Source organism: Streptomyces sp. NPDC006197, assembly GCF_040613865.1.
In the GTDB taxonomy this organism is placed as follows: Bacteria; Actinomycetota; Actinomycetes; order Streptomycetales; family Streptomycetaceae; genus Streptomyces.
In genome coordinates this window covers 1-19,349 of record NZ_JBEXSZ010000155.1, presented here as the reverse complement: position 1 = coordinate 19,349, position 19,349 = coordinate 1, and the positions used below count along the sequence as shown (strand labels likewise).

Here is a 19,349-nt window from a genome sequence, read left to right as displayed (position 1 = left end):
GCGGGCGCGGGCGAGGACGTGGTCGTCGGCACGGCGGTGGCGGGCCGGCCCGAGGAGGACCTGCACGACCTCGTCGGGTTCTTCGTGAACACCCTGGCCCTGCGCACGGACCTCTCGGGAGACCCCGGCCTCGGCGCGCTCGTGGACCGCGTCCGCGAGACGGACCTGATCGCGTTCGCGCACGAGGACCTGCCCTTCGACCTCCTCGTCGAGGACCTCAACCCCGAACGCTCCCTCGGCCGCCACCCGTTCTTCCAGGTCATGCTGAGCGCACAGACCCGGCAGGGGGACGAGACCGTCCGGCTCGGGACCGTCCCCGCCGTCCTCGACGACGCGGACCTGGCCACCGCCAAGTTCGACCTGAGCTTCCACTGCCAGGAGACGCTCGACACCCGGGGCGAGCCGGGCGGGGTGCTCCTCGGGCTGCAGTACGCGACGGACCTGTACGACGAGGACACCGCGCGGCTCCTGCTCGCCCTGTTCCGGCGCGCGCTGACGGTCTTCGCCGAAGAGCGGGACACCACCCCCCTCAGCCGGATCGAACTCCTCACGGACGGCGAGCGCACCGCTCTCGACCGCCGGCACCGGGCCCTCTCCGAGGCGGCACGGACCCGCACCATCCCCAGGCGGGAGGCGCCCGAGAGCGAGCGGGCCGGGTCCCGCTCCGTCGGGGACCCCCGCGAGGAGATCCTGAACGGCCTGTTCGCCGAGATCCTGGACCGGGACGACGTACGCTCCGGTGACAACTTCTTCAAGCTCGGCGGGCACTCCCTGCTCGCCGGCAAGCTCACCAACCGCATCCGCGGAGCCCTCGGCCTCCAGGCCGCCATCCGTGACGTCTTCCTCGCCCCGACCCCCCGGCAGCTCCTCCGCCGCCTCGGCGCGCGCGGCGACGGGCCCCGCCGCCCGGCCCTGCGGCCGGTTCCGGACGGACGGCGCCCCGACCCGGTCCCCCTGTCGTACGCCCAGCGCCGGCTGTGGTTCCTGGGCCGGCTGGAGGGCCCCTCATCGGCGTACAACGCGCCCATGGTGCTCACCCTGGACGCCCGGCCCGAGACGACCGTCCTGGAGGCGGCCGTACGGGATGTGATGAACCGTCACGAGGTGCTGCGGACGGTCTACCCGGTACGGGACGGAGAGCCGTACCAGCTGGTCCTGGACGCCCCGGACGTGCGGGTCGAGGTCGAGGAGTGCGCCGCCCTGGAGGAAGCGCAGACGCGGGCGACCGACTTCGCCGGGATCCCGCTGGACGTGACCCGCGAACTGCCCCTCCGGGCAAAGCTGTTCACGGTCGCGGACGGTACGGCGGTTCTCGTCCTCTCGGTGCACCACATCGCGACGGACGGCTGGTCCGTGGGCGCCCTGCTCGCCGACCTGGACACCGCCTACCGCGCCCGCTCCGAGGGCCGTGCACCCGAATGGGAGCCGCTGCCCGTCCAGTACGCCGACTACACGCTCTGGCAGCGCGAGCTCCTCGACGGCGAACAGGGCGTTCTGGAGGGGCAGTTGTCGTACTGGCGCAAGGCCCTGGACGGCATACCGGCCGAGACGCGGCTGCCCGCCGACCGACCCCGGCCCATCGAGCCGAGCCACCGGGGCGCGGTCGTGACGGCCGAGCTGGACGCCCTCGCCCACCAGGCGCTCGCCGGTGTCGCCCGAAGCCGCCGGGTCACGTTCTTCATGGTCGTCCGGGCCGCCCTGGCCCTCGCCCTGCGGGCGGCGGGCGCGGGCGAGGACGTGGTCGTCGGCACGGCGGTGGCGGGCCGGCCCGAGGAGGACCTGCACGACCTCGTCGGGTTCTTCGTGAACACCCTCGCCCTGCGCACCGACCTGTCCGGGGACCCCACCCTCGCCGACCTCGTGCGGCGCGTCCGGGACGGGGACCTGGCGGCCTACGCCCACGACGACCTGCCCTTCGACCTCCTGGTCGAGGACCTCAACCCCGAACGGTCCCTCGGCAGGCACCCCTTCTTCCAGGTGATGGTCAGCGCGCAGACCACGCGGGACACGACCGTCCGCCTCGGCGGCATCACCGGCGTGACGGACGGCGCCGACCTCGCCGGAGCCAAGTTCGACCTCGCCTTCCACTGCGTCGAGACGCACGACACCGACGGCGAACCCGGGGGAGTGCTCCTCGGGCTGCAGTACGCGACCGACCTGTACGACGAGGACACCGCGCAGATCCTCCTGGCGCTCTTCCAGCGCGCCCTGACGGTCTTCGCCGAGCGGGCCGACGACACACCGCTGAGCGAGGTCGACCTGCTCACCGTCGAGGAACGCCGGGGTCTCGACCGTCGGCACGACGAGCTCGCGCGCACCCTCGCTCTCGCCGAGGACAGGCGCGCCGCCTCCCGGGACGGCCGGGCGACGGGGGCACGCTCCGCGACGGACCCCCGCGAGGAGATCCTCCGCGGCCTCTTCGCCGAAGTCCTCGGCCGGGACGAGGTGCTGCCCGACGACAACTTCTTCAAGCTCGGCGGGCACTCCCTGCTCGCGGGGAAGCTCACCAACCGCGTCCGCGGAGCCCTCGGCCTCCAGGCCGCCATCCGTGACGTCTTCCTCGCCCCCACGCCCCGGCAGCTGCTCCGCCGCCTCGGCGAACAGGGCGGCGGACCCGTCCGCCCCCCGCTGCGGGCCGTCCCCGACGCGCTGCGCCCCGCACGCGTCCCGCTGTCCGCCGCCCAGCTCCGCCTCTGGTTCCTGGGCCGGCTCGAAGGCCCCGGCGCCACGTACAACATCCCCGTGGTGACCCGACTGCACCGTCCCGTCGAGCCGGCCGTCCTGGCCGCCGCCCTGGCGGACGTCGCCGACCGGCACGAGGTGCTGCGCACCGTGTACCGGACGGCGGACGGCGAGCCGTACCAGCAGGTGCTGACCGGTGTGACACCCGTGCTCCAGGAGGTCGGGGCCGACGGCCCCGAGGCCGTGCGCGCGGCCGTCGACGCCGCCGCCGGACACGTCTTCGACCTCGCCGCCGAGATCCCCTTCCGGGCCTCGCTGGTGACGGACAGCGGCGGCGGCCAGATCATGGTGCTCCTCGTCCACCACATCGCCGGCGACGGCTGGTCGACCAACTGCCTGCTCGCCGACCTCGACACCGCCTACCGCGCCCGCGCCGAGGGCCGCGCCCCCGACTGGGAGCCGCTGCCCGTCCAGTACACCGACTACACCCTCTGGCAGCACGACCTCCTCGACGGCGAACACGGCGTCGCCGGCGAACAACTCGCCCACTGGCGCGAGGCCCTCGACGGGCTGCCGCCGCTCCTCGCCCTGCCCACCGACCGGCCGCGTCCCGCCGAGAGCGACGGAGCCGGCGCCCTGACCCTCTTCGAGGTCGGGGCCGCCACCCACCGGGCCCTGCTGCGCTGCGCCCGGGGCAGCGGCGCCACCCTCTTCATGGTGGTGCAGGCCGCCCTCGCCGCACTCCTCACCCGGCACGGCGCGGGCACCGACATCGCGATCGGCACCACCGTCGCCGGCCGCGCGGACGACGCCCTGCACCCGCTCGTCGGCTTCTTCGTCAACACCCTGGTGCTGCGCACCGACACCTCCGGCGACCCCGACTTCACCGAACTGGTGCGCCGGGTCCGCGAAACCGGACTCGCCGCCTACAGCCACCAGGACCTCCCCTTCGACCGCCTCGTCGAACACCTCAGCCCGCACCGCTCCGCCGCCCACGCCCCTCTCGTCCAGGTGATGCTGCAGGTGCACGCGGCGGCCACCGGGACCGGGGCCCCGTCCGTCCTCGACGGCGAACCGGTCGCTTTCAGCGCGGTCGGCGCCAAGTCCGACCTCACCTTCGCGCTCACCGAACTCGTCGACGCGGACGGCCGACCCGCCGGTCTGCGGGGTGTCCTGGAGTACGCCACCGCCCTCTACGACGCGGACACCGCCGCCCTCCTGGCCCGGCGCCTCACCGAGACCCTCGACGCGCTCGCCGCCGACCCCGGCACCGCGCTCTCCGGAACGCCGTACGGCCCGGCGGCCCCCGCCGGCCCGGAGGTCGTCCTCGACGAGCGGGGACGCCCCGCGCCCGTACGGGTGCCCGGCGAGGTCCACGAGCGGACCCCCGGCGGCGGCCTGCGCGCCACCGGCCGCAGGGCCTACGTCCGGGCCGACGGGAGACCGCGGCCCGTGGCCACCCTCACCGCCGGCGGCTACCCGGTGGAGCCCGGCCACGTCGAGGACGTGCTCGGCCGCCACCCCCACGTGACCGGAGCGGCCGTCGCCGTCCGCGACGACCGGCTGTACGCCTACGTCACCCGCCTCCCCGGGGGAGCCGACGAGACGACACTGCGCAGCTGGGCCGCCGAGCGGCTGCCCGAATACCTGGCCCCCGCCCGCGTCGTCGTCGTGCCCCGACTGCCCGCACCCGGCGATCCGGCCGACGCCCTTCCCGAGGCGGAGACGCCTGGCTCGGCGGCGGGCCCGGACGCCCGGGAGGAACGCCTCCTCGGGATCTTCCGGGACGTCCTCGGCGGCCGCTCCGTCGGCCGGGACGACAACTTCTTCAAGTCGGGCGGGCACTCGCTGCTCGCGGTACGGCTCCTCAACCGGATCCGCGCCGAGTTCGGCCAGGACCTCACCCTGCGGGACGTCTTCCGCAACCCGACGGCGGGGGCCCTGGCCGGGCGCCTGGCCGACGCACCCGCACCCGCGCCCGCCGGGGCGGCGGCGACCCCGGCCCTGCGCCGCCGCACGGCGGCGGGAGCCCGCCGCCCCGGCTGACCCACCCCGCCCTCGTGGTGGGCAGTCGAGCGGCCCCTCACCGGCGCCGACGGACCACGGGGGCACCTGCACGGCGGTGGAGCACGCGCTCGGGGGGACCCGGGACCGGTGACGGGAAAACGACGCGGCGGGGCAACCTTCCGGTGGGGTCGCGAGTCTCCTTGACGATCACATGGGTGATCGAACCTACGAGGAGACCATCATCACCGCCATACGCAAGACCCTCATCTCCACCGCAGTCGTCGGCGCCGTCCTGGCGGGTTCGGCCGCCTGCGGCACGGTGGAGCAGCTGTCCGCCGGGCAGAAGCTGGACAAGGCCTTCGAGGAGCTGAGCAAGGAGAAGTCGATCTCCTTCGAGCTGGACCTGGACGTCGACGCCAAGACCCTCAAGCTGATGGACGCCGCGTCGGACCCGGAGCCCGGCGAGGAGATTCCGGACGAGGCCGCCGAGCTGATCAGCGGTCTGAAGGTCAGCGTCACGGTGGAGTCGAAGAAGCCGATCGGCGACTCCGAGGAGAAGGACTTCGTCGGTACGGCTGTGAAGGTCAGCTCCCCCGACGGCGACCTCCTCGAGTACCGGACCGTCGGTGACCGCACCTATGTCCGGTCCGACGTCAAGACCCTCGGCAAGACGATGGGCGCCCCCCTGCCGACCGCCGACCAGCTGCCGCCGGGGGCCGAGGGCCTCAAGAAGGCGCTGGAGGGCAAGTGGGTCATGTTCGACACCGAGAAGATGGAGAAGGCCGGCCGGGAGCTGGGTCGGGAGCCCGGCGCCGCGCCGTCCCCCGCCCCCACCCTTGACGCCGGGACCCAGAAGAAGCTCACCAAGGCCCTTCGCGAGGTCATCGCCCGTGAGGTCGAGTTCAAGACCGCCGGGGGCGAGGACGGCACCGAGCACATCACCGCCACGGCTCCGTTCCGCACCCTGGTCGAGGAACTGCTCGGCGAGATCCGTCCGCTGGCCAAGGGCCTGCCGCCCGGCGTGGGCCTGCCGTCGGACAAGGACCTGAAGGACGTCCCCGACGTCAAGGTGGCGGCCGACTTCACGCTCAAGAACGGCGAGCTGGCCGAGGTGCGCGTCGACCTCGCCAAGCTGGCCGAGAACGCCGAGGTCAAGAAGTTCGGCCTGGTGCTGAGGACGACCGGGGGCGTCAAGCCCGTGGCTCCGGCCGGAGCCACCGAGCTGGACCTGGAGGAGATCATGGGCGGCTTCGCCGACGCCATGATGCCGGAGGAAGGCCTCGGTGAGGACGGCTTCGACGAGAGCGGTCTCGGCGAGGGCGAGCTCCCCGACGAGCCCCTCGTCGACGACGCCGCGTAAGCACGTACCGTACGCGGGGACGGCCAGCCCGTCTCGTCGACAACGGCCCGCAGGGCACGGGCCCGTACGGGCGGGGGCATCGGCCCACAGGGCGTGGGCACCGCGCGGCGCGGGCGGGCCGGGGCACCCGTCGGCGAGGCGCGGGCCCGTGCGGGAGCCCGGCGGTCCGCCACCGGCAGCTCCCGGCAGGGGACTTCTGCCGGTCGGAGTTGCCGGGGCGACTGCCCGGGGAGGAGCCGACGCGCGCCTAGCGTGAAGGGCACGGAGGCGAGAGGAACCGTTCGCCCCGGTCTCTCGGCCCTTTATCGGAGGAACTCAGCATGCCCCCCAGCAGAACGGAAGACCTGCTCGACGGCGGACCCTCTCCCGCCCCCGCGCCGCCCGTGCTCGACCTGATCGCCCACCAGTCGCGTACCCGCCCCGACGCCACCGCCCTGGTCCACGCCGACGCCCGCCTGAGCTACGCCGAGCTCGCCGCCGCCGTGGCGGACCGGGCCCGGGAGCTCACCGCGCGGGGCGCGGGACCGGGCCGGCTCGTCGCCCTCCACCGGCCCCGCGGCATCGACGCCATCGTCGGGCTCCTCGCCGTCCTCACCACCGGCGCCGCCTATCTGCCCCTCGACGTCCAGGCCCCCGACGCCCGCAACGAGGCGATCCTCAAGGACGCCTGCGGCGACCTGGCACCGGCGCCCGCGGACGTCGCCCGGCACGGCGAACTCGTCCTCGGCGGCCCCGGCGCCGGAGAGGGCGCGGCCTACGTCATCTACACCTCCGGGTCCACCGGCACCCCCAACGGCGTGGTCGTCGCCCATGATTCGCTCGCCCACTTCATCGCCGGGGCGACCCCCGCGTACGGCATCGGTGCCGACGACGCCGTCCTCCAGTTCAGCCCGCTCCACTTCGACGCCAGCATCCAGGAGATCTTCACGACCCTCGGCGCCGGCGGCACCCTCGTGCTGCGCACCGACGACATGCTCGACGTCGCCGAACTCCTCGCGGGCTGCGCCCGGCACGGGGTCACCTACCTCGACCTGCCCGCCGCCTACTGGCACGAGCTCGTCTACGTCCTCACCACCGGCTCCGTCCGCCTCCCCGACCGTCTGCGCACCGTCATGATCTACGGCGAGGCCGCCCTGCCCGAGCGCGTCGCCCAGTGGCGCGGCCTCGTCGGCGACCGGATCCGGCTCCTCAACGGCTACGGCCCCACCGAGACCACCGTCGTGGCCACCGTCGCCGACCTCAGCCGGCACGACGCCGGGCCCATCCCCATCGGCCGGCCGCTGCCCGGCGTCCGCGCCGCCGTCGTCGACGGCGAACTGTGGCTGCTCGGCGGCGGCCTGACCCGCGGCTACCTCCACCGGCCGGAACTGAACGCCCGCCGCTTCACCGCACTCGACGGCGAGCGCGCCTACCGCACCGGCGACCTCGTCACCATCGGCGAGGACCGGCAGATCCTCTACCACGGCCGCCTCGACGACGAGGTGAAGATCGGCGGTCAGCGCATCGACCCCGCCGCCGTCGACTCCGTCCTCGCCGGACACCCGAAGGTCCGGGAGGCCGCCGTCGTCGCCCAGCAGGACGGCGACGGCGTCAAGCGCCTCGTCGCGTTCGTGGTGACCGAGGGCGGTACCGGCGCGGAGGAGCTGCGCGACTGGGTACGCGCGCGCATGCCGGCCGCCGCCGTGCCCGCCGTGTCCATCGTCGTCGCCCTGCCCCGCACCAGCTCCGGCAAGATCAACCGCAAGGCGCTGCGCACCGCCGACCCGCGCCTGCCCATCGTCGACGAGGAGCCCCTCCCCGTCGAGGACCGGGTCCCGCTCTCGCACGCCCAGCGCCGGCTGTGGCTGGTCGGCCAGCTCGACGGACCCTCCGCCGCGTACAACATGCCGATCGTCCTCCACCTGGAGACGGCCCCCGACCGGGCCGCGCTCGCCGCCGCCGTGGCCGACGTCGCCGAACGGCACGAGGTGCTGCGCACCGTCTTCCTCACCCCCGATGACGAGCCGTACCAGCACGTCCTCGCCCCCACCGCCGTCCGGCTGCGCACCGTCGAGTGCCCGGCCGGGGAGCGCGCCGAGCGGGTCGCCCGGTTCGCGGCCGAGACCTTCGACCTGTCCCGCGAACTGCCCCTGCGCATCGCCCTGTTCCTGCCGGACGACGGTTCCGGCGCCACCCTGGCCGTCCTGCTCCACCACGTCGCCGGCGACGGCTGGTCCCTCGAACCGCTGATGACCGACCTCGCCCACGCCTACGCCGCCCGCGCCGAGGGCCGCGCCCCCGACCGGGAGCCGCTGCCCGTCCAGTACGCCGACTACACGCTCTGGCAGGACGACCTCCTCGGCGACGCCGACGACCCCGACTCCCTCGTCTCCCGGGGCCTCGCCCACTGGCGCGCGGCCCTGGACGGCCTGCCCGCCGCGACCGACCTGCCCCTCGACCGGCCCCGGCCCGCCGTCCGCGCCCACGACGGCGGCCTGGTCACCGCCACCGTCGAACCGGACGTCCACGCCCGCCTCGTCCGCCTCGCCGAGGAGCACGACGCCAGCCTGCTCATGGTGCTGCAGTCCGCGCTCGCGCTCGCCCTGCGCGCCGCCGGCGCCGGGGAGCGCACCGTCCTCGGCACCCCCGTCGCCGGACGCGACGACGAGGCCCTCGACGACCTGGTCGGCTTCTTCGTCAACACCCTGGTGCTGCCCACCGACACCACCGGCGCCCCGGCCTTCACCGACCTCCTGCACCGGGTCCGCGACACCGACCTCGCCGCCTTCGCCCACCAGCGGCTGCCCTTCGACCTCCTCGTGGAGCACCTCAACCCGCCCCGCACGCCCGGCGTCCACCCGCTCTTCCAGGTGATGCTGACCCTGCGGACCACGGGCCCCGACGCCGGGCCCTTCCGCCTCGGCGCCGTCGAGGGCCGCTTCGCCGGTGAAGGACCGGCCACCGCCAAGTTCGACCTCACGGCCGCCTTCGAGGAGCTCCGGGACACCGACGGCGCCCCCGCCGGACTCCGGCTCGGCCTGGAGTACGCGCGCGACGTGCTCGACGAGGACACCGCCCGCGTCCTGCTCACCGCCCTGGAGCGCGCCCTGCGCGCCGCCGCCGAGCACCCCGGGGCCCCCGTCCAGGACACCGGCCTCGTCGACCCCGCGACCCGGCACGCCCTGGACGAACGGCGCGCCCGCACCGCCGAGACCCCCGAGAAGGCGACGGCGCCCGCCGGCACGGAGCCTCCCGCGCCGTACACCGACACCCTGCGGGAACTCTTCGCCGAGGTCCTCGGTCTCGACCGGGTCGGCCCCCACGAGGGCTTCTTCACCATCGGCGGCCACTCCATGAGCGGCGTGCGCCTCGCCAACCGGATCCGCGCCCGCCTCGGTGCCGACGTCCAGGTCCGCGACCTGCTCCTCGCCCCCACCCCCGACGCCCTCGCCCGCCGCATCGCCGCCCGGTCCACCGTCCCGGAGACGGACGGCACGCCCGAGCCCGTCCGCCCCCTCCCCGTCCCGCGCACGGACCGGCCGGAACGCGTCCCCCTGTCGTACGCCCAGCGCAGGCTGTGGTTCATCGACACCCTCGAAGGCCCCAGCGCCTCCTACAACATCCCCCTGGTCCTCAGGCCGACGGAACCCCTCGACGCCGGCGCGCTCGCCGAGGCCCTCACCGACCTCTCCGACCGGCACGAGGTGCTCCGCACCCGCTACCGCAGCGTCGACGGCGAACCCCACCAGGAGATCCTGCCCGCCGTCCGGCCCCCTCTCGACCTGCGGTCCGTCCCCGCCGACCGGCTCCCGGACGCCGTCGCCGAAGCCGCGGGACACGTCTTCGACCTCGCCGAGGAGACGCCCCTGCGCGCCACCCTCGTCACCCCCGACGACGGCGGCACACAGGTCCTGGTCCTGCTCGTCCACCACATCGCCGCCGACGGCTGGTCCACCGGCCCCCTCCTCGCCGACTTCGCCACCGCCTACCGCGCCCGCGCCGAAGGCGAGGACCCGGACTGGCGGCCGCTGCCCGTCCAGTACGCCGACTACACCCTCTGGCAGCGCGACCTCCTCGACGGCCCGGCCGCCGAGGCCCACCTCGACTTCTGGGAGAAGACCCTCGCCGGCGCCCCGGCCGTACTCGGACTCCCCTCCGCCCGGCCGCGCCCGGCCGAAGCCACCCACCGCGGCGGACGCGCCCCCGTCACCGTCGACGCCGCCACCCACCAGGCCCTCGAAGCCGTCGCCCGGCGCGGCGGCGCCACCCTCTTCATGGTCCTCCAGGCCGCCCTGGCCGCCGTCCTCACCCGGCACGGCGCGGGCACCGACCTGCCGCTCGCCACCATGACCGCCGGACGCGACGACGAGACGCTCGGCGACCTGGTCGGCTTCTTCGTCAACACCCTGGTGCTGCGCACCGACACCTCCGGCGACCCCACCTTCGCCGAACTCCTCGACCGGGTCCGGCGGACCGACCTCGCCGCCTACGGGCACCAGGAGCTCCCCTTCGACCGGGTCGTCGAGCACCTCAACCCGGTCCGCACCACCGCCCACCACCCGCTGGCGCAGATCGTCGTCCAGCTCCACCACGACTACACCCGCGACGTCCCCGGCGCGGCCGCCGCCAAGAGCCTCTTCCAGGAGGGCGGACCGGCGCTCCTCGACACCGTCTCCACCAAGTTCGACCTGACCTTCGCCCTCGACGAGCGGCGGGACGCGGAAGGCCGGCCCGCCGGGATGACCGGCGGCCTCGAGTACGCCACGGACCTGTTCGACGCCCCCACCGCCGCGCTGCTCGCCGCCCACCTGGAGCAGACCTTGCGGGCCGCCGCGACCGACCCCGGCGTACGCATCGGGGACGTCGACCTGTTCACCGCCGCCGACCGGTTCCGCCTGGTCGACGAGTACAACGACACCGCCACCGCGGCCCCCGGCGCACCGGAGACGGTCCACGGGCTGATCGGCCGCCGGGCCGCGCGCACCCCCGACGCGCCCGCGCTGATCACCGACGAGGAGACCGTCGGCTACGGAGCGCTCGACGCCCGCGCCGACGCGCTGGCCGGCCGCCTCCGGACCGCCGGTGTGCGCCGCGGCGACACCGTCGGCGTCCTCCTCGAACGCGGCGTGTCCCTGGTGGTGACGGCCCTCGCGGTCCTCAAGTGCGGCGCCGCCTACCTCCCGGTGGACCCGCGCCTTCCCGAGGCCAGGATCCGGTTGATGCTGGAGGACGCCGGGGTACGCGCGGTGGCGACCGACCAGGACCACGCCACCGCGGTCGCCGCCCCGACCGTTCTCCTCGTGGACGCGCCCGACACCGCGGAGTCTCCGGACGAGGCCCCCCGCGCCACCGGGGACGACCTGGTGTACGTGATGTTCACGTCCGGTTCGACGGGTCGGCCGAAGGGCGTCGGCGTCACCCACCGCAACGTGGTGGAGCTCGCCGGGGACCGCGACGTCCGCGCCGGCGGAGCGCCCCGGATGCTCGTCCACTCGGCGACCGGATTCGACGCCTCCGTCTTCGAGATCTGGGTGCCGCTCCTGAACGGCGGCAGCCTCGTCCTCACCCGCGGCGACGGCACGGACCTGGCCGAGACCGCCCGCGCCGTCCGCGAACACGGCGTCACCGCCGCCTACTTCACCGTCGGCCTCTTCCACGTCATGGCCGACGAGGGCCTGGACACCCTCCGGCTGCTGCGCGAGGTGTGGACCGGCGGCGACGTCGCCAGCCCGGCCGCCGTCCAACGGGTCCTCACCCACTGCCCGGACACCGTCCTCGTCCACTCCTACGGCCCCACCGAGACCACCTTCGCCTCCCACAACCAGTGGTTCGGCACCGGCGAACGCACCCTGCGGGGCGCCGGACTCCATCTCGGGCGGCCGATGGACAACACCCGCAGCCATGTCCTCGACGACGCCCTGCGCCCCGTCCCGCCGGGCGTCCCCGGCGAGCTGTACATCGCCGGCTCGCACGTGGCCCGCGGCTACGTCGGCCGGTCCGGACTGACCGCCGAACGGTTCGTCCCCGACCCGTTCGAGGGCGACGGCAGCCGCATGTACCGCACGGGTGACCGCGTGCTGTGGACCCCCGCGGGCGAACTCCGGTTCCTCGGAAGGGCCGACGGCCAGATCAAGCTGCGCGGCGTGCGGATCGAACCCGGAGAGGTCGAGCGGGCCCTCGCCGCGCACCCCTCGGTCGGCCAGGCCCTCGTCGTGGTCCGCGAGGACCGGCCCGGGGAGAAGAGCCTCGTCGGCTACGTCGTCCCCCGCGCGGACACGCCCGTCACATCGGACCCATCGGTCACGCCGGGCACGTCGGTCACCGAGGCCGAACTGCTCGCCGGGGCGCGCGCCACGCTCCCCGAGCACCTCGTGCCGTCCGCCGTCGTCGTCCTCGACGCCCTGCCGCTGACCGCCAACGGCAAACCCGACCGCACGGCCCTCCCCGCGCCGCACCGGCCCGCCGCCGAGGGCGGCCGACAGCCCCGCAACGCCCGCGAGGAGGTGCTGTGCGCGCTGTTCGCCGAGATCCTCGACGTGCCCCGGGTCGGCATCGACGACAACTTCTTCGCCCTGGGCGGCCACTCGCTGCTCGGCGTCCGCCTGGTCAACCGGATCCGCGGCGTCCTCGGCATCGAGCGCACCGTCCGCGACCTGTTCCGCCTGCCCACCCCCGCCGGGCTCCTCGGCCTGCCGGAGGACGACGGAGACGGCACCGCCGCCGCCCTGGGCGTCCTGCTCCCGCTCAGCACCCGCGGCACCCGCCGCCCGCTGTTCTGCGTCCACCCCGGCACCGGCGTCGGCTGGGCCTACGCCGGACTCGCCCGCCATCTCGGCGACGACCAGCCGCTGTACGCCCTGCAGGCCCGCGCGCTGAGCGAGCCCGGCCACCGGCCGCACAGCGTCGAGGCGATGGCCGACGACTACCTGGAGCAGATCCGGCGGATCCAGCCCTGGGGACCGTACCGGCTGCTCGGCTGGTCGTACGGCGGCCTCGTCGCCCACGCCATGGCCGTACGGCTCCGCGAGGCCGGCGAACGGGTCGAACTGCTCGCGCTGATGGACGCCCACCAGACCGGGCCCGGAAGCGTCTCCGTCCTCCCGCCCGAGGAGCGGGCCGCGACGGCCCGGCCCGCGGACGCCGGGGACCCCGCCGCGGCGATGGAGGAGATCCGCCGCGAGGACCCCGTCCTCGCGGGCTTCTCCGACACGGAACTCCGGTCGGTGCTCCGCGCCTCCGAGACCCACGCCGCCCTCATGGCCCGGCACGTGCCGGGCGTCGCCGACACCGACACGCTGTTCTTCACCGCCCGTCGGCCGGGGGAGCGCGAAGGCGCCCTCGCCGCCACCTGGATTCCCTTCACCGAGGGCGTCATAGACAATCACACCGTCGAATGCGGTCACCTCCGGATGGCCGAACCGGAACCTCTCGAAAAAATCGGAAGAATAGTCGCGGAGAAACTCTCCGCGCTTCAGAAGGAAGAAACGAGGAGCCAGTCATGAGCGAGTCCGTCAACCCGTTCGACAACGCCGAGGGCACCTTCCACGTCGTCGTGAACGACGAGGGGCAGCACTCCCTGTGGCCCGCCTTCGCGGACGTCCCGGCCGGCTGGACCAGCGTCTGGGGCCGGGCCCCGGGGAAGGCTGATCCCCCGGGACTCGTGGCATACCGGGCGAGTGAGGACCGACGGCGGAGAGGGCACGCCCCTCAACGCCTCGGAGACGTCGGCCGGTTGGGCCATCAGGGGGAGCCGGTCACCACCAGGGCGCCGTCGCCGCCCCGCCGGACCTCGCGGAGGACCAGTCCCGGTGAGGCGTAGAGCTCTTCGCCCTCAAGGTACAGCGTGTACGTGTAGCGGCCGGCGCGCTCCAGGTCGCGCCGCTGCTGGGGGTCGGCGTCGGGCAGGACGAGCTCCGCGTAGCCCCGGCCGTCCCGCAGGATGCCCTGGGTGCTGATCTTCCCGGCGAAGACCAGAAGGTCGTTGCCGATGGTGATGTGGACGGCGTCGCCGTGGATCGGGCGCTGCCCGGGGAACCCGCTCATGCCGCTGCTCCCGCGAGCAGGACTTCGGCGATCGGCTCCCGCCAAATGTGCGCGCCGTCGTGCCACTGCTCGACGAGGTGGATCCGGTCGGCGAGGACGGTGGCGGACAGGGGCGGTCGATGTCGGCCAGGGACGCCTTGAGGGTGAGGGGGTCGACGTGCTCGGCGCTGGCGGTGGTGTAGGCGGTCGACATGTGCGGGTACCGGCTCGGCCCCGGCTTGAAGGCGGCCCCGGTGCGGGCCGTCGCCTGGGAGACGGCGTCCACGAGCGTAGTGAACGGGCGGCCGGGCCAGCCGCTGAGCTCGATCGCGAAGGGGCCGACGGCGGGCCGGTCGAACGTCAGGGTGAAGGCGCTCATGGTGCTGACGCGGGACGTGACGTCCTTCACAAGCGTGTCGATGTCGACGTCGCCGCGGCCCAGCCCGATGGCGTGCAGGAGCGTGCAGTGCATCCCGGACGTCCCCACGCTCTGCAGGCCCGGCAGGACGAGGTGCTGGTAAGGCTCAATCAGGGCTCCAGCTTCCGCCAGGGTCGGCAGGATGTGCCAGTGCAGGTCCCGGCGGCCCGCAGGCCAGAACCGCCCTACCTACGCGAAGAAGTCCTCCATCAGCGCCCTTCCCTGTGGCTGTCCCGGTTCTCGTACCCATCCTCGCGGTGCCGCACCGCCCGGCGCCACGACCCTTCGGACAGCCCGTCAGGTCCCTGCGGGAAGTGTCGGTCAGGGTGTGTCGCCGGTGTAGTAGAAGCGGCAGACGACGCCCGGACCCGGGCCGCGCGGATCGCCGGGGTGCGGGTCGTACAGCACGCGGCCGCCGGGCCATCGGGAGAGCTCGGTGGTCAGGGCGACGCCGTCGTCGACCTCCTCGGTCCGCCAGCCGTGGATGTCCAGCAACAAACCGTCCAGCGGCCCGCCGATCAGTTCGGCATAGGTCCGGTCCGGCCGCGGGCCCGGGTCGGGGTCGTCGTGGTCACGGCCGTAGACCCGGCCACGCAGCAGCTGCTCGTCACCGTCCATACAGGTCAGCTTCCCAGCCGCCACCGACAACGCGGGCTCGCCCAGGGGCACTCTGTGCTTGCCCGCGTGGCCGGCGGCGGGTTACCCGGTCAGGGGCGGAAGCAGGAGAGCCAGCCGCCTGCCTTCTGCGCGGCGGCCTGTTCCTCGGCCTCCTGGCGCAGGCGCTCCTGCTCCTGGCGCTCGCGTTCGTCGGCTTCGGCCCGCGCCTCGGCTGCGACCGCCCGGGCCTGGCAGTCCTCGCACAGGTACGGGTGTGACTCGCGCTCGCGCCAGCTGCGGCCGTAGCCGATCGCCTCCCACCGGGCGTCGGTGAACTTCTGCCCGCAGTCCGCGCAGACCGGCCGCCGGGCCTCCCGCTCCACGGCCGCCTGCTCTTCCCGCCGGCGTTCCTCTTCCCGGGCGGCCTGGCAGCGGCGGGCGAGGTAGGCGTCCCGGCGGGGATTGCCGATCGCCTCCAGCAGGGACTGGCGGTGGTCGCGGCCGAAGCGCCAGAAGGCGGGCCCGGCCGGTCCGTGCTCGCGCAACTCCTCCAGCGTGGTCGCCACGATCGGGATGCAGCGGTCGTAGGAGTGGTAGCCGGCCTCGGGATGCCACCGCCCCTGCCAGTGGTGGCGAGTGAGGTCGGCAACCCTGGCCATCTGGTTCTTGGCGGAGCGCTGGCCGACCTCGTGGAAGACGAGCAGGACCGGCGGGTGCACCCGCTCGTACTCGTCGGGGGCGGGCGCGGACCAGCGCGTGCGCCACATCGCCTTCTCGAAGCCGTCGGTGTCCTTCTCCTTGCGCAGGAAGAACCGGAGGTACTTGTCGAACTTCGCGGCGATGAGGGCGGCTTCCTCGGTGCAGTTGTCGACCTCGATGAACAGCAGCGGCACCCCGGTCTCCGGGGCGGTCAGAACGAGGTCGGCGCGGACGCTGCCGATCGCGGGGTTCTTCCAGGTGCCCTTCACCGGGAGCGCGACCTCGGTGGCGTAGGAGGCGAGGGTGCCGATCCCGTCAGGTGCGCCGACGGCGGCCCGCGCGGCGGCGACCGCTTCGGCCGGCTCCCGCATCACCTTGTTCAGGTTCGGCTTCGGTCGGATCAGCGCGATGACCGTCTCGTTCACCGTCATCGAGTGCGAGGCGCCAAAGCGGCCCGCGCTCTTGGGCATGCCGCCCATCTCCTCCATCTCGCGGTCCAGCTCGATCGCGGCGGCGGCCAGACCGTCCTTCGTGAGCAGCCGGGTCTCCTCCCCGCCCCGCGTGCGGCCGCCGTCGACGACCAGGCCGTGGCGCCGAAGGTCGTTCACCGCGGCCCGGTGGGAAGCGGTCCGGGCCTCCTTCCGCTTAGCCGCCGTCGGCTTGAGGGTGTGCCGGTAGGTCAGGTGCGGCAAGGACAACCGCTGAATCTGATCGGCAGTGGCGACCTTCAGCACCCCCAGGACGCGCAGCACATCCGCGCGCAGGTCGTTACTCGATCCCGCCTCGTTCTCCTTGCGCTTGCCCGCCATCAGGCCCGTCCTCCTGTCGTCCGCGACCCGCCGACGGCCGGGCGCCAGCCCCCGGCCGTGAAGGGGGCCGGGCTCCCGGACCCGATGAGCTCCCTGCCCACCGACGACCTGTTCAGGGTGTAGGGGAGAGAAGAGGGGTGTGACGATGCCGCGCGGGCCTGGAAACCCGTGGTGACAAGGGGAAATACCGGGTGCGTGGCGGTCGGGCACGGAAGTGGCTTCGGCAGTGGGAACGCAAGCGCCGGCAGCAGGACCTCGCGAGGGCTTGCCCAGCAGCCGACGCACCGGGCATGGGCGGCGAGGGCGTGGCAGGTGCGGTCCCCGGATCGCGGCCGCGCGGGGCGGCGGGAAGAGGCGGGTCGGTCGGGTGCGGGCACGGTGGTCCTCGTTCCTCCGGCGTGCCGGCCGGGTCAGCGGTCGTCCGGCCCGTACGCGGGCGTGCGTACGGGCCGGGCCCACTGTGAGGAGGACCCCCTTGTCCGCGGTCTGACTGCCACCGCCGCCAGGTGTCCGTTTTCTTCGTTGACACCCCCATGTCGTGCGGTTTTGTCCGTGACCGGTGTCACGAGCAGCTCCCGCCTCTGGAGCTCCGCCTCTGTCCACAGGGCCGCGATCCGAGGATCGGTCTCGAGGCCGCCGCGATCAGCGGGGCGGCCCGGATCCGAAGGAGTCGTCATGAAGACGATCCAGCTGAACATGCTCACCCCGGAGCAGATCGCGCGGGCCGCCGACTACATCGAGCTGGTCTGGCAGGAGCAGGGCACGGAAGAGGAGCGGACGCGGCTGGAGGAGTTCCACGCCGACGGCGACGAGCTCGCGAAGCTGATCGGCGAGTTCGGCGGGAGGCTGCTGGCCGACTACATCAGCACCGTGCCTTGTGCATAGGTGGTCAGTGACCAGTCCATAGTGGCGGTACATCGGGGCGTGTGGGTGTCGCTGAGGATCCTTGAAGTCGGTCAAAGCTGCCGATTGCCTCTGATGTTCCTCGAACCTAGACCGCCTGGCGGTCGCAAAGGCGCCGAAGGTGGAGTATGTGCAGAGCTGGACACGGAGACGACGAGCAAGCTGGAGGGGTCGAAGTGAGCGAGATCAGGCGCGACGAGCGGGTTGGGAGGACCAAGTCCGCCAGGAGGTACGAGCCGTTCTGGGAGAGCGTCCGGGAGGCGGAGGCGCAGGGTCGTCCGGTGATGCACGTCGTTAAGGTCGGCAAGTTCATCATGCAGGCATCCACGGACATCGAGCTCGCCAAGCTGTTCGCGGAACACCAGATCTTCGATCAGGACGAGGTCGGCGAGTTCGACTGGGTGCCGGACGAGTTCGAGGTGCTGCATCTTCGGTTCAAGAACACGCGGACCGGGCAGTGGGAGTCCACCATCCAGTCCATCTCGACGGTGCCGGCGCTGCCGGAGGTACCGAAGTGAGGGAGCCGCTTCAGGGCGTCACTCACCTGACCTCCATCCCCTCCAGGCGATCGGCGACCAGCTGAGGAAGTGGTCAACGGTCAACCGCAAACCCTGGCCACAACGTGCCCGACGAGCACGTCGACTGCGAGTCCGGCTACGTCGTGGACCAGTTGGTGGTCGTGACGAGCCGGTACCTGAAGCGGTGGTGCCTGGCAGGCGGCGGAGCGAACGCCGTGCGGGTCGCGGCCGAGTTCCTGATCGAGTGCATGCAGGAGGTCGACACGGTCCACCAGTACCTCGCCGACATCCGCCGCAACGCCGCCTACGGGTGGCCGGCCGCCATCTGAACCACCCGGCAGCACATCGCGGTGGGCTCCACCTAGGAGTTGTCGTCAAAGTGTCAGGCCCACATCAGGAGTGATGCGAGGGTGACGGCCGCCTTGTAGGACTGGGCGGTCTTGTCGTAGCGGGTGGCGATGCCTCGCCACTGCTTGAGACGGTTGAAGCACCGTTCCACGACGTTGCGGCGCTTGTAGACCTCCTCGTCGAAAGCCGGAGGGCGGCCGCCGCGGCTGCCCTTGCGGGCCCGGTTGCGGATCTGGTCGGCCCGTTCGGGGATGGTGTGGGCGATGCCCCGTCGGCGGAGCCAGGTGCGAATCGCCTTCGAGCTGTAGCCCTTGTCGCCGATGACGTGATCGGGCCTGGTCCGGGGCCGGCCCGGCCCGGTCCGGTCCGGGGCACCCGAATAGTGTCCATCACCGTCATGAACTGGGTGCAGTCGTTGGTGTTCCCGCCGGTCAGGACGAACGCGAGCGGGCGGCCGACCGCGTCGCAGGCGAGGTGGACCTTGCTGGTCAGCCCGCCCCGGGACCGGCCGAGGGCCGGGCTCTGGCGCCCCCTTTTCGGGCCCCGGCGGCGTGCTGGTGGGCCCGGACGATGGTGGAGTCGACCGACACCAGCCAGTCGATGTCGCCCGCGGCGTCCGCCTTCGCCTGCGCGGCCCGCAGCATCCGGTCGAACGTGCCGTCCGCCGCCCACCGGCGGAACCGAGTATGGAGCGTGGTCCACGGGCCGTACCGCCCGGGCACGTCCCGCCAGGGGACACCGGTACGGAACTTTCACACGATCCCGTTCAGGACCATCCGGTCGTCCAACCGGGGCCGCCCCAGCGCAGGCCGGGGCAGCAACGGACGTATCAGATCCCACTCGGCATCGGACAGCTCATGGCGACGTATCACCGCACCATGATCCACAACCCAAGATCACTTGAAGACAGGCCCTAGGGGGTGTCTTGTCGATCATGTCTCGAGCCAGATGAGGATGCTGGCGAGGGTGACGGCGGCGAGGTAGCGGTCGGGGCGTTTGTCGTAGCG

The 19,349-nt window shown here is 73.4% G+C and carries 9 protein-coding genes and 2 pseudogenes; 7 read left to right on the top strand and 4 right to left on the bottom strand.

The window, feature by feature from the left end; translation table 11 throughout:
• The 4 genes and pseudogenes from ABZ318_RS33100 to ABZ318_RS33085 form a co-directional block, all read left to right on the top strand.
• Nucleotides 1-4,728 (top strand): condensation domain-containing protein (locus ABZ318_RS33100; protein ID WP_356906137.1); only part of this gene is annotated, 4,728 nt, incomplete at its 5' end.
• 172 nt (nt 4,729-4,900) lie between these two features.
• Nucleotides 4,901-6,049 carry a hypothetical protein gene (locus ABZ318_RS33095; RefSeq protein ID WP_356906136.1) on the top strand — a complete coding sequence of 383 codons (1,149 nt, stop codon included), beginning with the start codon at nt 4,901-4,903 and terminating at the stop codon, nt 6,047-6,049.
• A gap of 320 nt (nt 6,050-6,369) precedes the next feature.
• Nucleotides 6,370-13,530: an amino acid adenylation domain-containing protein gene (locus ABZ318_RS33090; protein WP_356906135.1), complete on the top strand. Its 7,161-nt coding sequence runs from the start codon at nt 6,370-6,372 to the stop codon at nt 13,528-13,530.
• A pseudogene (locus ABZ318_RS33085) lies at nt 13,527-13,664 on the top strand (MbtH family protein); the annotation flags it as partial. The gene ABZ318_RS33090 and the pseudogene ABZ318_RS33085, both read left to right, overlap by 4 nt.
• Nucleotides 13,665-13,768: 104 nt before the next feature.
• On the opposite strand, the gene ABZ318_RS33080 reads toward ABZ318_RS33085, so the two are convergent.
• The 3 genes from ABZ318_RS33080 to ABZ318_RS33070 all read right to left on the bottom strand — a co-directional run bounded on the left by ABZ318_RS33080 (nt 13,769) and on the right by ABZ318_RS33070 (nt 16,573).
• On the bottom strand, nt 13,769-14,071 hold the full coding sequence (locus ABZ318_RS33080) for a hypothetical protein (protein ID WP_356906134.1): 303 nt from the start codon (nt 14,069-14,071) through the stop codon (nt 13,769-13,771).
• Nucleotides 14,072-14,789: 718 nt separating this feature from the next.
• The gene (locus tag ABZ318_RS33075) at nt 14,790-15,086 is read right to left on the bottom strand and encodes a hypothetical protein (protein WP_356906133.1); all 297 of its coding nucleotides are present in this window, start codon (nt 15,084-15,086) and stop codon (nt 14,790-14,792) included.
• An 89-nt stretch (nt 15,087-15,175) separates the two neighbouring features.
• Entirely contained in the window at nt 15,176-16,573 is a 1,398-nt protein-coding gene (locus ABZ318_RS33070) for a replication-relaxation family protein (RefSeq protein ID WP_356906132.1), read from the bottom strand.
• A gap of 675 nt (nt 16,574-17,248) precedes the next feature.
• Here ABZ318_RS33070 and ABZ318_RS33065 point away from each other — a divergent pair.
• The 3 genes from ABZ318_RS33065 to ABZ318_RS33055 all read left to right on the top strand — a co-directional run bounded on the left by ABZ318_RS33065 (nt 17,249) and on the right by ABZ318_RS33055 (nt 18,323).
• Nucleotides 17,249-17,458 (top strand): hypothetical protein, encoded by a 210-nt coding sequence (locus ABZ318_RS33065; RefSeq protein ID WP_356906131.1) that lies wholly within the window; start codon nt 17,249-17,251, stop codon nt 17,456-17,458.
• 194 nt (nt 17,459-17,652) lie between these two features.
• Complete coding sequence (locus tag ABZ318_RS33060; RefSeq protein WP_356906130.1) at nt 17,653-17,994, top strand: hypothetical protein; 342 nt, start codon at nt 17,653-17,655, stop codon at nt 17,992-17,994.
• Nucleotides 17,995-18,098: 104 nt separating this feature from the next.
• Nucleotides 18,099-18,323: a hypothetical protein gene (locus ABZ318_RS33055; protein WP_356906129.1), complete on the top strand. Its 225-nt coding sequence runs from the start codon at nt 18,099-18,101 to the stop codon at nt 18,321-18,323.
• A gap of 53 nt (nt 18,324-18,376) precedes the next feature.
• Here ABZ318_RS33055 and ABZ318_RS33050 read toward each other — a convergent pair.
• Nucleotides 18,377-19,211: pseudogene (locus tag ABZ318_RS33050) on the bottom strand (IS5 family transposase).
• Nucleotides 19,212-19,349 lie beyond the last annotated feature (138 nt).